This is a genomic window from Streptomyces sp. NPDC093221 (assembly GCF_044753885.1).
In the GTDB taxonomy this organism is placed as follows: Bacteria; Actinomycetota; Actinomycetes; order Streptomycetales; family Streptomycetaceae; genus Actinacidiphila.
The window spans coordinates 492,181-505,677 of sequence record NZ_JBIVOA010000002.1 but is presented as its reverse complement, the minus strand read 5'-3'; the positions used below and the strand labels follow the sequence as shown (position 1 = coordinate 505,677).

The 13,497-nt window shown below is 71.8% G+C and carries 11 protein-coding genes; 6 read left to right on the top strand and 5 right to left on the bottom strand.

What is annotated here, in order from left to right:
* The first annotated feature begins 269 nt into the window (after positions 1–269).
* Genes ACIQCJ_RS08205 through ACIQCJ_RS08195 form a run of 3 tightly spaced genes read left to right on the top strand, consistent with a single transcriptional unit; the run spans position 270 to position 2,898 of the window.
* Complete coding sequence (locus ACIQCJ_RS08205; protein ID WP_402711011.1) at positions 270–1,499, top strand: ABC transporter ATP-binding protein; 1,230 nt, start codon at positions 270–272, stop codon at positions 1,497–1,499.
* Positions 1,496–2,233, top strand: coding sequence for an ABC transporter permease (locus ACIQCJ_RS08200; protein WP_355344354.1), 738 nt, complete (start codon positions 1,496–1,498; stop codon positions 2,231–2,233). The genes ACIQCJ_RS08205 and ACIQCJ_RS08200 overlap by 4 nt, the downstream gene beginning before the upstream one ends.
* Positions 2,230–2,898 carry an ABC transporter permease gene (locus ACIQCJ_RS08195; RefSeq protein ID WP_355344351.1) on the top strand — a complete coding sequence of 223 codons (669 nt, stop codon included), beginning with the start codon at positions 2,230–2,232 and terminating at the stop codon, positions 2,896–2,898. The genes ACIQCJ_RS08200 and ACIQCJ_RS08195 overlap by 4 nt, the downstream gene beginning before the upstream one ends.
* An 81-nt stretch (positions 2,899–2,979) precedes the next feature.
* Here ACIQCJ_RS08195 and ACIQCJ_RS08190 read toward each other — a convergent pair whose 3' ends face one another.
* Genes ACIQCJ_RS08190 through ACIQCJ_RS08175 form a run of 4 tightly spaced genes read right to left on the bottom strand, consistent with a single transcriptional unit; the run spans position 2,980 to position 7,200 of the window.
* Positions 2,980–3,594, bottom strand: coding sequence for a GTP-binding protein (locus ACIQCJ_RS08190; protein ID WP_401723706.1), 615 nt, complete (start codon positions 3,592–3,594; stop codon positions 2,980–2,982).
* Positions 3,581–4,021, bottom strand: a complete 441-nt coding sequence (locus tag ACIQCJ_RS08185) for a DUF742 domain-containing protein (RefSeq protein WP_188280651.1) — start codon at positions 4,019–4,021, stop codon at positions 3,581–3,583. The genes ACIQCJ_RS08190 and ACIQCJ_RS08185 overlap by 14 nt, the downstream gene beginning before the upstream one ends.
* A gap of 36 nt (positions 4,022–4,057) precedes the next feature.
* On the bottom strand, positions 4,058–4,549 hold the full coding sequence (locus tag ACIQCJ_RS08180) for a roadblock/LC7 domain-containing protein (protein ID WP_355344344.1): 492 nt from the start codon (positions 4,547–4,549) through the stop codon (positions 4,058–4,060).
* Positions 4,546–7,200, bottom strand: a complete 2,655-nt coding sequence (locus ACIQCJ_RS08175) for an ATP-binding protein (RefSeq protein WP_402711010.1) — start codon at positions 7,198–7,200, stop codon at positions 4,546–4,548. The genes ACIQCJ_RS08180 and ACIQCJ_RS08175 overlap by 4 nt, the downstream gene beginning before the upstream one ends.
* Before the next feature lie 432 nt (positions 7,201–7,632).
* Here ACIQCJ_RS08175 and ACIQCJ_RS08170 point away from each other — a divergent pair, with 432 nt between their 5' ends.
* The 3 genes from ACIQCJ_RS08170 (at position 7,633) to ACIQCJ_RS08160 (ending at position 12,073) form a co-directional block, all read left to right on the top strand.
* Positions 7,633–8,604, top strand: coding sequence for a glycine betaine ABC transporter substrate-binding protein (locus tag ACIQCJ_RS08170; protein ID WP_391044472.1), 972 nt, complete (start codon positions 7,633–7,635; stop codon positions 8,602–8,604).
* 99 nt (positions 8,605–8,703) lie between these two features.
* Complete coding sequence (locus ACIQCJ_RS08165; RefSeq protein ID WP_402711009.1) at positions 8,704–10,401, top strand: aromatic amino acid ammonia-lyase; 1,698 nt, start codon at positions 8,704–8,706, stop codon at positions 10,399–10,401.
* Between the two features lie 169 nt (positions 10,402–10,570).
* The gene (locus ACIQCJ_RS08160) at positions 10,571–12,073 is read left to right on the top strand and encodes an IMP dehydrogenase (RefSeq protein ID WP_402711008.1); all 1,503 of its coding nucleotides are present in this window, start codon (positions 10,571–10,573) and stop codon (positions 12,071–12,073) included.
* A gap of 3 nt (positions 12,074–12,076) precedes the next feature.
* On the opposite strand, the gene ACIQCJ_RS08155 is transcribed toward ACIQCJ_RS08160, so the two are convergent.
* The gene (locus tag ACIQCJ_RS08155) at positions 12,077–13,369 is read right to left on the bottom strand and encodes a DUF4032 domain-containing protein (RefSeq protein WP_355344332.1); all 1,293 of its coding nucleotides are present in this window, start codon (positions 13,367–13,369) and stop codon (positions 12,077–12,079) included.
* Positions 13,370–13,497 lie beyond the last annotated feature (128 nt).

Sequence of the window (13,497 nt, the reverse complement as noted above, 5' to 3'; positions counted from 1 at the left end):
GCTTCCCGGCGGCTCGGACGCCGCCTGTGCGACGGATGGTGGGGGGTGACCGGGACCGGGGACCGGGCCGGGCCGCGGGGTCCGGCCAAGTGCCGTCCTCCGGGCCGTGGTCGAGACCAGAACACCTCTATGTCCTGCCCATGTCAAGATGGCCGCCCTGCGTCCCATGGGACGGATGTTCCCCGGAACGGACACATGTGCGGGATAGGCTTTCCGCGCGACGGCCGGAAACAGTCCCCCCAAGCCCAGCCCCGAAGGGGATCAGGAACTTGATACAGATAGATTCGGTGACCAAGCGATACCCCGACGGCACTGTGGCGGTCGACGAACTCTCCCTTGACATACCCGACGGCTCGATCACCGTACTGGTCGGACCCTCCGGCTGCGGGAAGACCACCACCTTGCGGATGATCAACCGGATGGTCGAGCCCAGCGGTGGCCGGATCCTGCTGGACGGCGCCGACATCCACGCGCAGCCGGTCAACGCGCTGCGCCGGTCGATGGGTTACGTGATCCAGAACGCCGGACTCTTCCAGCACCGCACCATCGTGGACAACATCGCGACCGTGCCGCGCATGCTGGGCTGGGACCGCAACCGGGCCAGGAAGCGCGCCAGGGACCTGATGGAACGCGTCGGCCTGGACGCCTCGATGGCCAAGCGCTACCCGTACCAGCTCTCCGGCGGCCAGCAGCAGCGCGTCGGCGTGGCCAGGGCGCTCGCCGCCGACCCGCCCGTCCTGCTGATGGACGAGCCCTTCTCCGCGGTCGACCCGATCGTCCGCAAGGGACTCCAGGCCGAACTGCTGCGCATCCAGGCCGAGTTGGGCAAGACCATTGTCTTCGTCACGCACGACATCGACGAGGCCATCAAGCTCGGCGACATGGTCGCGGTGCTGCGGACCGGCGGGAAACTCGCCCAGTACGCGCCGCCGGACGAGCTGCTGACCGCCCCCGCCGACGCGTTCGTCGAGGACTTCCTCGGCACCGACCGCGGCATCCGCCGGCTGTCCTTCTTCACCTCGGCGGGACTCGAACTCACCACCGCGCCGATCATCGCCGTCGACTCGAGCTCCGCCCAGGTCGCCGAGCGCACCGCGGCGTCCGACGCCCCCTACCTCCTGGTCACCGACACCGACGGCAGGCCGATCGGCTGGACCGAGCCCGCCGCCGCGGCCAAGGGCGCCGACCGGCTGGACCGCGCCGATCTGCTGCCGCACGGGCGCCCGTTCGTCTTCGGCGAGGAGTCGCTGCGCGACGCGCTGGACTGCGCGGTGCTCTCGCCCACCGGCTGGGCGGTCGCCGTGGACGACACCGGGCGGGTGGTCGGCGTCACCTCGCAGACGACGATCGCCGAGGCCATCCGCGGCGCCCACGCGGAACGCGGCGCGGGCAGGGGCGCCGCGAAGACCGCCGCGTCCGGCGGGCACGGCGGGTCCGGCGCGAAGGCCGCGGACTCGGCCGACGCCGACCCGGAGACCGCTGCCAAGGCCGCCCGATGAGCGAGTACTTCACCATCCCCAGCGACCTCCAGCACTCCTATCTCGGCCTGATCGGCCTGCACTTGCGCGAGGCGCTGCTCCCGGTGCTCTTCGGCACGCTCATCGCGCTGCCGGTCGCCCAGCTCTGCGTCCGCTTCAAGTGGATCTACTCGCCCGTCCTGTGGGTCACGACCGTGCTGTACGCGATCCCGTCGCTCGCCTTCTTCGTCGTCCTCATCGACTACACCGGCGCGACCGAGACCACCGTGATGATCCCGCTGACCGTCTACAGCCTCGTGCTGCTGGTCCCGGCGATCGTGGACGGCGTCCGGTCGGTGCCCGAGGAGACGATGGCCGCCGCGACCGCCATGGGCCTCGGCCCCGGACGCCGTTATCTCCAGGTGCAGTTGCCCATCGCGGTGCCCGCGATCTTCGCCGGGCTGCGGGTCGCGGCCGTGTCCAGCATCAGCCTGGTCAGCGTCGGCGCCCTGATCGGCAACCAGGGAGCGCTCGGCAATCTGCTCACCGACGGCATGTTCTACCACCGCACACCGCTGGTGGTGACCTCCGTGGTCTCCATCGCCGTACTGGGCATGGCGGTCGACGGCGTACTCGTCCTGATCCGCATGCTGCTCACGCCGTGGATGCCGCGCGGCGGACAGGCCAGGCGCAAGGGCGTACCGCTGTCGGAACCGGCGGAGCCCGCCTCACGACCCGCGCCCACCGCGCCCACCCTGAAGGACGCCGCCCGATGAACGTCCTGCACTTCGTCAACGCCTTCTTCAGCGACGGCTCGCATTGGCACGGCGCCGACGGCATCCCGCACCGGCTGTTCGAGCACGTCCAGTACAGCCTCATGGCCCTCGCCATCGCCGCCGCCATCGGACTGCCGATCGGCATGTTCACCGGCCACACCGGACGCGGCGGGAACGCGCTGGCGGCCATCGCGACCGCCGCGCGGGCGCTGCCCAGCTTCGGCCTGCTGGTGCTGATCACCGTCTGGGTCGGCATCGGCCTGACCCCGGTGATGATCCCGCTGGTCGCGCTCGCGGTGCCGCCGATCCTGGTCACCACCTACGAGGCCGTGCGCACCGTCGACCCCTCGCCGGTCGACGCGGCCCGCGGCATGGGCATGAGCACCACGAGCGTGCTCTTCCAGGTCGAACTGCCGGTCGCGCTCCCGCTGATCCTCAGCGGCCTGCGCTCCGCGGCGATCCAGGTGGTCTCCACCGCGTCGATCGCCGCGTACGTCAGCTTCGGCGGTGTCGGCCGCTACATCATCGACGGCCTCTACCAGCGCAACTACGAGAAGGTCGTCGGCGGGGCGACCCTCGTGGCGGGCCTCGCCCTCACCACGATCGGCCTGTTCTGGCTGGTCAACCGGCTCGTGGTGTCCCCGGGAGTGCGCCGCGGCGGCTGACCGCCGGGCAGCGCGAAGGAGCAGGGGGAAGCCACGCGGGAGCGGGGGAACGGTCGGGGGCCGTACGGCAACGGCCCCCGCTCAGCCCTCCGCGCGCGCCAGCGCCAGCTCCAGGACGACCAGCAGCGCGTCCCGTACCGAACCGCGCTCGCGCGCGTCGAAGGTGAACACCGGCACCTGCTCGGCGATGTCCAGCGCCCAGCGCACCTCGTCCATGGCGTGCTCGACGTGCCCGTCGAAAGCGTTGACGGCGACGGCGAACGGGATCGCCTTGTGCTCGAAGTAGTCGACGGCGGCGTAGCAGTCGTCGAGCCGCCGGGTGTCGACGATGACGAGCCCGCCGAGCGCGCCCTCCACCAGGTCGTCCCACATGAAGCCGAAACGGTCCTGCCCCGGCGTGCCGAACAGGTACAGCTTCAGCGACGCGTCGATCGTGATGCAGCCGAAGTCCATGGCGACCGTGGTGGTCGTCTTGTGCGGCGTGTGGCTGAGGTCGTCCACGCCCGCGGCGACCTCGGTGATGGCCGCCTCCGTGGTCAGCGGCCTGATCTCGGAGATCGACCCGACGGTGGTGGTCTTGCCGACACCGAAGCCGCCCGCGATCACCATCTTCACCGGCAGCGGCGGCCGGACGGCGGTCGGCAGCCCTGAGTCGGTCCTGCGGGCGCCCCGGCCCGCCGGCTCACTCGGTGTCACGTAATGCCCCCCTGGAGTCGGGGATGGTGCGGAGCCCATCGATAACCCTTCGCAGTACGGAGATGTCCTGGGCGATGTCGGAGCTGGGAACGTAGACCGACAGATGGCCGCCGGACTGGAGGTCCTCGGCCAGCACGCGGACCACGTTCAGATGCAGGCGGAGCTTGGCCGCGATCTCCGCCAGCGACTGCGGCACGCGGCAGAGCGCGACGATGTCGTGCTCCTCGAAGGAGAGCCCGTCGAGCGCCCCGACACCGGCCGCGGTCGTCACCACCTGGGTCTCGACCGGGATCGGCGGTCCCGACCTGGTGCCGGCCACCCGGCCCGCGGTGACCAGGAACGGCCGTACCGCGGGTGCCCGGCCGACCGGGTCGTCGGCGGAGCCCGTACGGGACCCCTCGCCGACTGGCGTGTCACCGGCCGCCATGTGCCTGCCTCCTCCTTCTGCTCTCCTCGCTTCTTGCTAGTCCCAGGACCGGCCGCGCGGGGACGGAACGGCGACGCTGTTCTTGAGTTCGAGGACGAGCTGCGGGCTGAGGGCGGCGCCCGCGCGGTTGGCGAAGACCGTCATCTCGTAGGCGATGTTGCCGAGCTTGGCTTCCTTGGAGGTGACGACGCCGAGCACCGCGCCGCTGCCGATCGCGGAGACCAGCACATGGCCGTCCTCCAGATCGATGATCACCTTGTTGAGGCCGCCGAGACCGTAGTTGCCCGCCGCGCCCGCCGCCAGGCTCGTGATGCCGGAGACGATGGCCGCCAGCCGCTCGGAGTCGGCCGCGTCGCGCAGTTGCGAGACGGCGATGAGCAGGCCGTCCGAGGATACGGCGATGGCGTCTACCACGCCCGCGGTCTCGGTGGCGAAACGGTTCAGCAGCCAGGTGAAGTCGGCTGCGGCGGCGCGCAGATCGGCGGGCGGGTCCTGTCCGGCCGGGGTCCCACCTGTCGGCGATGTCACTGGTCCGCTCCTTCCGGAAGCCCTGCTTGGCTGTTCGTCGTACCGGGTGCCGTGCCGCTCGCGACGTCACGGTTGGCCCGCTCCACTGCGGCCTCGAACTCGTCGAGTTCCGAGCGGACTTCTTCTGCGTCTGTCTGACGGGGGGCCCGGCGCGCGGCCGCGCGTCCCGCGTCGGTCAGTGTGGTGGCGAGCGTGGCACCGCGCACCCGGCGGCGCAGCGGACGGGCGCCGCCGTCCTCGCCGTCGCTCGGGGGCCGGTCCTGCTCGGAGTGGGGGGCGGTGGGTCCGCCCGCCGCGGGCGCCGGGGCGGCCGGGGTCTCCTCGGCCGCCTGGCGCTGCGGGACGCGGCGGGGGAGCGGGGTCAGGCCGTCGCGGCCGTCGCCCGGTCCGCCGAAGCCGCCGGGTTCGCCCGGTCCGGCTGATCCTGATCCGTCGCGTCCGTCGTCGCGTCCTGCCGCCGGTTCCGGCGCGCGCGGCGCGGGCACCGGGGCGGGGCCCGCGGGTGTCGTGGGGGAGCCTGCCGCGGGCGTACCGGCCCACGACGGCGCGGTACGGCGTTCGGGCAGCGCGACCGTCTCCTCGGCCTCGACGTGGCGGGGAGCCGCGGCGGCCTCCCGCGCGCCGCCGACGGCCTTGGCGGCCGGAGCCGCCCCCTCGGCGACGGGCTCCGCGAACGGGCTCATGAGCAGCAGCAGCGTCGCCGGGATCGTCACCCGGCTGGTGACACCGCCGCCGGGCGTCCGCGTCAGCGTGACCCGTATGCCCCAGCGCCGGGCCAGGCTGCCGACCACGAACAGGCCGAGCACCTTCGTCGGCACCAGGTCGAGGCGCTCGCGGCGGATCAGCCGGGCGTTCTCCTCCGCCAGCCGCTCCGCGCTCATGCCCAGGCCGTGGTCGGTGATCTCGATCAGCGCGCCCTCGGCGCCGTCGCGCACCGACACCTCGACGGGGCTGCGGGCCGGGGAGAACGCCACGGCGTTCTCCAGGAGTTCGGCCAGCATCAGCGTCAGGTCGGCGATGATGTCGGGCGCGACCGTGACGTCGGTGTCCGCGAGCAGCGAGACCCGCTGGTAGCCCTCGATCTGGCCGAGCGCGGCGCGTACGACGTTGGTCAGCGCGGTGGGGCTGGCGTCCAGGCCCGCCTCGCGGATACCGGCGAGCAGCATCAGGCTGTCGGCGTTGCGCTGGAGGCGTACGGCCAGGTGGTCGATCCGGTACAGCCGGTCGAGCAGCGCGGGGTCGGTCTCGCCGCGCTCCAGGGCGTCGATCAGGGTGAGTTGACGGGCCGTCAGATTGCTGACGCGGCGGCCGACGTTGCCGAACATCTCGGCCACGTTGCGGCGGCTGAGCACCTGGCGTTCCAGCAGCGCCGCCGCGGTGGACTGCACGCGGTTGAACGCCTCGGCCAGGTCGCCGATCTCGTCGTGCGCGGTGACCGGCACCTCCTGGAGGCGCGGCGCCCCGGCGAAGTCCGCGTCGTCGTCGGCGACCCGGGCCAGTTCCTGCCCGGCCACCTCGGCGACCTCCGTCGCGGCCCCGGTCAGCACCTGCACCGGCCGGATCACCGAGCGGCGTACGGCCACGGAGAAGGCCAGCCACAGCACGAACGCCAGGAGCGCGCCGCCGAGCAGCCACGCGGCCCGCCACCAGGCGTCGTCGGACGCCCGGTCGGCGCGGTGCGCGATCTGGTCGATCAGCGAGCCGGTGATCTTCAGCCGGGTCTGCGCCTGCTTCTGGTAGTCCGGGTAGGACTTGAGGGCCTTGGTGAAGGCCGCCCGCACCTGCGCGGGGCCGCTGGCCTCCAGCGCGCTCGGGTCGATCTGGAGGCCCGCGTACTGGAGCGCGATGCCGTTCCAGACCGGGTTCATCTCGATCCCGGCCAGCTCCGTGCGCTGCGCGTCGCTGGCGAACCGCCCGAAGCGGCTGGCCTGGGAGACGTAGAGCTGCTGGTAGCCGACCGCGTTGTTGAACTCGATCAGCGCGTTGGTGTCACCGGTCTGCGCGGAGAAGACGCTGGTCTCGAAGGAGGCGTGCGCGGCCTCCGCGCGCAGCAGCGAGTCCAGCATGCTGCCGGTGCGGGTCGAGCTGAGGTTCTTGTTCAGATCGAGGCCGAGGCCGTCGATCAGGCCGTCCACGGTCGCGGTGTACGCCGGGTCGATGTTGTCCGCGGGCAGATAGCTCTGCTCGATGGTGCTCCGCAGGCTGCCGAGGCCGTTGATCTCCTTGAGGACCTGGGCCTCCGCGGCGGGCAGCCGCGATCCGAAGGTGGCGCGTACGTTCTCCACCTGCGCGTCCACAGCGGTGCGCGCCTGCCGGTAGGCGACCAGCGACGGGCGCTTGCCCGAGGTGGCCGATTCGTAGCGCACGGACAGCAGCAGAGCCTGCTGGTGCTCGGTCTCGACCAGGTCGACGAGTTCGGCGACCTGGCGGCTGTCGCGGACGAGCTGCGCGGCCGAGGCCGCGTCCTGGGCCTGGCCGACGAGGCCGGTGATCACGTAGGCGAGCAGCATCGCGACCACGACAAGCGGAACGCCGACGAGGACGTTGAGCTTGCGCCGGAACGGCCAGCGGTCGGCGAAGTTCCGTACCCCGCCCCTGACGTGTGGCTCCGGGTCAGGACGTGCCGACCCGTCCACCTCGTGCACGGACACCAAGCCTCCTCCGGAACCGCTTACCGGCTCGCCGACAACCGGACACGACGACAGTGGCGCAAAATGAACGCTTCTGTACGTAACCGGAATGAAGTGACCGGATACTCCCCGCGGTTGTCCGAGCACCTGACCAACGTCGGGGAGACTACCTCCTCTTGACCACGACTACCTGACCACACCATCAATAATTTGTTACGGACACGACCGTACGGAACGGGAATCACCGACCAATCCACCGGTGTTCAGACATCGATGCCGATCGGTGATCAGGCTGCTCTTGACTGACGCAGAAGCGGCTGGATTGGATCGCTGGGTAGCACTCGCAACCGCACGTGTGTGCGTACTCGACGTACGTCCGCGTGTGTGGGTGCGCCTACGCCACGAGTACGCCCGATCAGAGACCGAAACTCCCCGAGCCCGGAAGCGGAAATCGTGACCTCTCACGTGAAGAGCACCTGGTCCAGCCCGAGCCACATACGCCGCCTCGCGGCGGTCGCCGTCGTCGCCGCCGTCGCGGCGCCCCTGCTCGCGGGTTGTGGTGACTCCGGCTCCGACAAGGCCAAGGACCCGCTGGCCGGGTCGAAGGCGAGCGGCGACACCGTGGTCGTCGGCTCCAACAACTTCCCCGAGAGCATCCTCATCGCCGACATCTACGGCGAGGCCCTGAAGGCCAAGGGGATCAAGGTCAGCTACAAGCCGAACATCGGCAGCCGGGAGACCACCTACGGCCTGCTGAAGAACGGTTCGCTGACCGTACTGCCGGAGTTCAACGGCGCACTTCTGGCATACCTGGACGCCAAGGCCACGCCCAAGACGGCCCAGGCCACCAACGAGGCGGCACTCGCCAAGCTCGACCCGAAGCTGACGTTGCTCGACATGGCACCGGCCGAGGACAAGGACTCCCTGACGGTCAACGCGGCCACCGCGGCGAAGTACAAGCTGACCGAGAAGTCCACCATCGCGGACCTGGCGAAGTACGGCTCCGAGATCACCATCGGCGCCTCGCCCGAGTTCCAGACCCGGCAGCAGGGCCTGGTCGGCCTGAAGTCGGTCTACAACCTCACGCCGAAGTCGTTCAAGGCGCTCGACGCGGGCGGTCCGCTGACCGCGGCGGCGCTCAAGAACAACAATGTGCAGGCCGCCGACGTCTTCACCACGGACCCGACCATCGAGAAGGAGAAGTTCGTCGTCCTCCAGGACCCGGAGAACCTCTTCGGCTTCGAGAACGTGATCCCGCTGGTCTACAAGAGCGGTCTGTCCAAGGAGGGCGTCGCCGCGCTCAACGCGGTGTCGGCGAAGCTCGACACGGCGGCCCTGCTCAGCCTGGACACCCAGGTGCAGAGCGACAACAAGGACCCGCTGGAGGTCGCCAAGACCTGGCTGACCTCCGTCGGCCTCGGCTGACCGCGGCAGCGGGACCGATACAGCGCAGTGGGTACAGCCTCTGATTCCGAGACGCCGACGCACCGCACGACGGCACCCTCCGCCGAGGAGGGGGCCTTCGTGGTGCTCGACGGCGCCGGCCTGGACGCCGACGCCGTGACGCGGATCGCGGACCGGACGGCCGTACCCACCGTGCCGCCCGAGGCGCTGGCCCGCGCGGACCGCTCCTGGCGGGCCGCGCGGCAGGCCGCCGCCGCGGGCCGGATGTACGGGCGGCACACCGGCGTCGGCGCGAACCGGCTCGTGCCGGTCAGCGACGAGGACCAGGCGGGACAGGACCTGCGGCTGCTGCGCAGCCACGCGGGCGGGGTCGGGGCGCTGCTCCCGGCCCGCCAGGTGCGTGCCGCGCTCGCCGTCCGCGCCAACCAGGCGCTGGCGGGCGGCTCCGCGCTCCAACCGGCCGTCGTGCAGGCCCTGGTGGAGGCGCTGCGGCTCGGTGTGCACCCGGCGGTCAGCGAGTACGGGGCCGTCGGCACCGGGGATCTGACGGCGCTCGCCGAGACCGGTCTCGCGCTGATCGGCGAACGGCCGTGGCTGCACGAGGACTTGGGGCGGCTGCCGGATCCCGCGGACGCCTTCCGCGAGGGGCTGTGGCCGTCGCCGTCGCCGCAGTCCTCGCCGTCGCCGTCGTTCTCGCCGCAGTCCACGCCATCGTCCTCGCGGGCACCTTCGCCGTCGCCTTCGCCGTCGTCCGGTCCGTCGCCCGACGGTGAAGTGCCGCCGTCCGCCGGTGGGTTGGACCCGGCCGTCGCGCTCGACCCGGCCGCGGTGCCCGCGCCCTTCCCCGGCCGCGTCACCCTCCAGCAGGGCGACGCGCTCGCGCTGATGAGCAGCAGCGCCTTCACCCTCGGGCAGGCCGCGCTGGTCTGCCACGACCTGGACATCCTGCTGCGCGCCTCGCACGCCGTGACGGCCCTCTCGCTCGCCGCCGTCTCCGGCTCGCTCGAGGCGTACGCGGCGCCCGCCCTCGCCATCCGCCCCTATCCGGGCGCGCTGCGCGCCGGGGCCGAGGTCCGCAGACTGCTCGGCGTCCCCGACCGGCCGCGCGCCACCGGCCGCCGCATCCAGGACCCGTACGGCTTCCGGGCCTTCCCGCAGGTGCACGGCCCCGCGCTGGAGGCGGCCTGGGCACTGCGCCGGATTCTGGACGTCGAGGTCAACTGCCCCTCGGAGAACCCGCTGATCGGCGAGGAGGGACCGGACGGCGGGCCGGTCGCGTACCACCACGGCGGTTTCATGGCCACGCCCGTCGGGCTCGCGCTCGACCACCTCTGCCTCGCCGTACTCCAGACCGCACAGCTGTCCGCCGCGCGGCTGACCGCCTTCGGAGACCCCGAGATCACCGGCCTGCGCTCCTACCTCGCCGGGGGCTCGGCGGCCAGCTCGGGCATGATGATCCTGGAGTACAGCGCCAATTCCGCCCTCGCGGAGATACGCGCCAGCGCCGCACCGGCCTCGGCCGGGCACGCGGTGCTCTCGCGCGGGGTCGAGGAGGCCGCGAGCTTCGCCTCCCAGGCGACCCGGCAGGCGCTGCGCGCCGTGGACGCCTACCGGCTCGTGCTCGCCTGCGAACTCGTCGCCGCCGTACGGGCGTTGCGGCTGCACCCGGCGCTTCCCGCGCTGTCGGCGGGCGCCGGTACGCACGCGCCGGTCTTCGCCGTCCTGGACTCCGCGCTGCCGACGGCCACCGAGGACCGGGCGCTGACCCCCGACGTGTCGCTTGCGGTGGACCTGCTGCCGGAGCTGGCGGCGCTCTGACATCCGCCGCCGGGAGCGGGCGGAAGCGGCGGCGCTCTGACATCCGCCCGCCGGGAGCGGGCGGAAGCGGCGGCGCTCTGACATCCGCCCGCCGGGGACCCGCGGAAGGCGACTGACCTGCGGCAGGGCGCCGCGCGGCGGACGGGCGGCGCCTGTAGAGTCCGGGTGCATGGCTCAGATCATCGAAGGGGTCTCGCGCACCTTCAACGAGTTCCTGCTGCTGCCCAACCGGACGCGGACGGACTGTTCGCCGGAGGCGGTGGACCTGCGGACGCCCCTGGTCCGGCACGCGCGGGACGAGCCGTCGCCGATCGAGCTGCGGACCCCGTTCACGTCCGCGATCATGCAGTCGGTGAGCTCTCCTGAGCTGGCCATCGCGCTCGCGCGCGACGGCGGGCTGAGCTTCCTGCACCACAACCGGCCGGTGGCCGACCAGGTCGCGGACGTCCGCGCGGTGAAGAACTTCAAGGCCGGATTCGTGGTCAGCGACACCAACGTACGGCCGCAGGACCCGCTGGGCCGGCTGCGGGAGCTGATGCGGACCACCGGTCACAGCACGGCCGCCGTCACCCACGACGGCACCGGCACCGGGCGGCTGCTGGGCCTGGTGACCTCCCGCGACTTCCACCCGCAGCGCCACCGGTCCGACGAGCCGGTCTCCAGCCGGATGGTCCCGGTCGACGTCCTCGCGTGCGCGACCGACGACATCACCTTGTCGCAGGCCAACTCCCGGCTGTGGGACGAGCGTCTGGACTGCCTGCCGGTGGTCGACGCCGAGGGCTTCCTGCGCTACCTGGTCTTCCGCTCCGACTACTCGGACAACAAGCGCTTCCCCCACCAACTGGTCGACCAGGACAAGAGGTTGCGGGTCGGCGCGGGCGTCAACACGCACGACTACCGCGAGCGCGTCCCGCGACTGGCCGAGGCCGGGGCCGACGTGCTCTGCTTCGACTCCTCCGACGGCTTCAGCGACTGGCAGGCCCAGGCGATCGCGTGGTCGAAGGAGCACTTCCCGCGGATCCCGGTCGGCGGCGGCAACGTCGTGGACGGCGAGGGCTTCCGCTTCCTCGCCGAGGCGGGCGCCGACTTCGTCAAGGTCGGTGTCGGCGGCGGTTCCATCTGCATCACCCGCGACCAGAAGGGCATCGGCCGCGGCCAGGCCAGCGCCGTCCTCGACGTCGCCGCGGCCCGCGACGCCTTCGCCGAGCGGACCGGCCAGTACGTGCCGATCTGCTCCGACGGCGGCCTGGTGCACGATTACCACATGTCCCTGGCCCTCGCGATGGGCGCCGACTTCGTCATGATGGGCCGCTACTTCGCCCGCTTCGACCAGGCACCCGGCGCCAAGCTCCCCACCCCCGACGGCTTCGTCAAGGAGTACTGGGGCGAGGGCTCAAGCCGCGCCCGCAACTGGCAGCGCTACGAACAGGGCGGCCAGGGCCTGGTCTTCGAAGAGGGCGTGGACGGTTACGTCCCCTACGCGGGCGACCTCAGCGAAGGTCTCGCCGTCACCGTCGCCAAAATGAAGGCCACCATGGTCTCCTGCGGCGCCCTGACCGTCCGCGACTTCCAGGCCACCGCCCGCCTCACCGTCGTCTCCGAACAGAGCTTCCAGGAAAGCCACGCCACGGTCGCCCTCCGCGACCCCACCGACTCCTTCGACCGCGCCTGACGGTCAGTCGCCCGCTGCGGGCGACACCGGCTCGGCCGGTTCCTCGGCTTCCGCCGCCTCGACGGGCGTCAGGACCGCCGCCGGGTCGGGGAGGTGGGGGAGGACTTCGGTGGTGTAGCTCTCGACCGTGGCGTCGAGGCCCACGTCGCGCTGGGCGCGCTCGGAGAGGTACCAGCGGTGTTCGAGGAGTTCGTGGTAGACCTGCGCCGGGTCGACGCGGGCGCGCAGGTCCTGGGGGACGGAGCGGACGGCGGGGCGGAAGACGTCGCGCAGCCAGCGGTGGGCGAGGACTTCGGGGCGGGCGGCGGGCAGGCCGTCGGCGGGGGCGTGGTCGTCCTGGGTGGCCATCCAGGACTCCAGGTCGTTGAGGAGGCTGCGGGCCTGGTTCTCCTCGGTGTCGAGGCCGGTCAGGCGCAGGAGTTGGCGCTGGTGGTGGCCCGCGTCGACGACCTTGGGCAGGAAGGTCACGGTGTCGCCCCCGGGTGAACGCTCGATCTGCATCTCGGCGACGTCGAAGCCGAGGTCGTTCAGGCGGCGGATTCTGCGGTCGATGTAGTGCCGCTTGCTGGCCGGGTAGACGGACTCGCGGGTCAGCTCGTGCCACAGGTCGGCGTAGCGGCGGACGATCGCCTCGCCGAACGGGACCGGGTCGACCGAGGGGTGCAGGGAACCGCCCGCTTCGAGGTCCATCAGCTCGCCCGCGATGTTCACCCGGGCCAGCTCGATGTCGTACTCCCGCTGCCCGCGCGTGAGTTCGGGCTGGATCTGCCCCGTCTCGGCGTCCACCAGGTAGGCGGCGTACGCGCCCGCGTCACGGCGGAAGAGCGTGTTGGACAGCGAGCAGTCGCCCCAGGCGAAACCGACCAGGTGGAGCCGTACGAGGAGGACGGCGAGCGCGTCCAGCAGGCGGTTGACGGTGTCGGGGCGCATCGTCGTCTCGAACATCGAGCGGTAAGGCAGCGAGCCGTTCAGATGCCGGGTGATGAGCGCGGGCTCCAGCGGGGTGCCGTCGGCGGCGGCCCGGCCGGTCACCACCGCGATCGGGTCCACGGCCGGTATCGCGAGCCGGTCGAGGTCGCGCAGCAGCCCGTACTCGCGCACGGCCGCCCACTCGCTGACCTCCTTGATCGCCACGACCTCGTCCCCGGCCCGCGCGAAGCGCACGACGTGCCGGGAGATGCCGCGCGGCAGCGCGACCAGTGAGGTGTCCGGCCACTCCTCCAGCGGCAGGTTCCACTCCAGGTCGAGCAGCGCCGACGGGTGCTCCGCGTCGGTGGCGGTGATCTGCAACGGCATGGTGTGCGCCTCTCGCTTCCTGGTCCGGTCCGGCCGTCCCCGATGCTGCCATGCCCCGCCGGGGAGGCGGTGGCGCCCACCCGGCCATACTCGGTATACATACTCAGTATGCATACCGAGTATGGTCT

Excerpts from the sequence above, each read along its gene's own strand:
- ACIQCJ_RS08155 (WP_355344332.1), bottom strand. The coding sequence starts at position 13,369 with ATGCCGTTGCAGATCACCGCCACCGACGCGGAGCACCCGTCGGCGCTG.
- ACIQCJ_RS08195 (WP_355344351.1), top strand. The coding sequence starts at position 2,230 with ATGAACGTCCTGCACTTCGTCAACGCCTTCTTCAGCGACGGCTCGCAT.
- ACIQCJ_RS08160 (WP_402711008.1), top strand. The coding sequence starts at position 10,571 with ATGGCTCAGATCATCGAAGGGGTCTCGCGCACCTTCAACGAGTTCCTG.
- ACIQCJ_RS08200 (WP_355344354.1), top strand. The coding sequence starts at position 1,496 with ATGAGCGAGTACTTCACCATCCCCAGCGACCTCCAGCACTCCTATCTC.
- ACIQCJ_RS08185 (WP_188280651.1), bottom strand. The coding sequence starts at position 4,021 with ATGGCGGCCGGTGACACGCCAGTCGGCGAGGGGTCCCGTACGGGCTCC.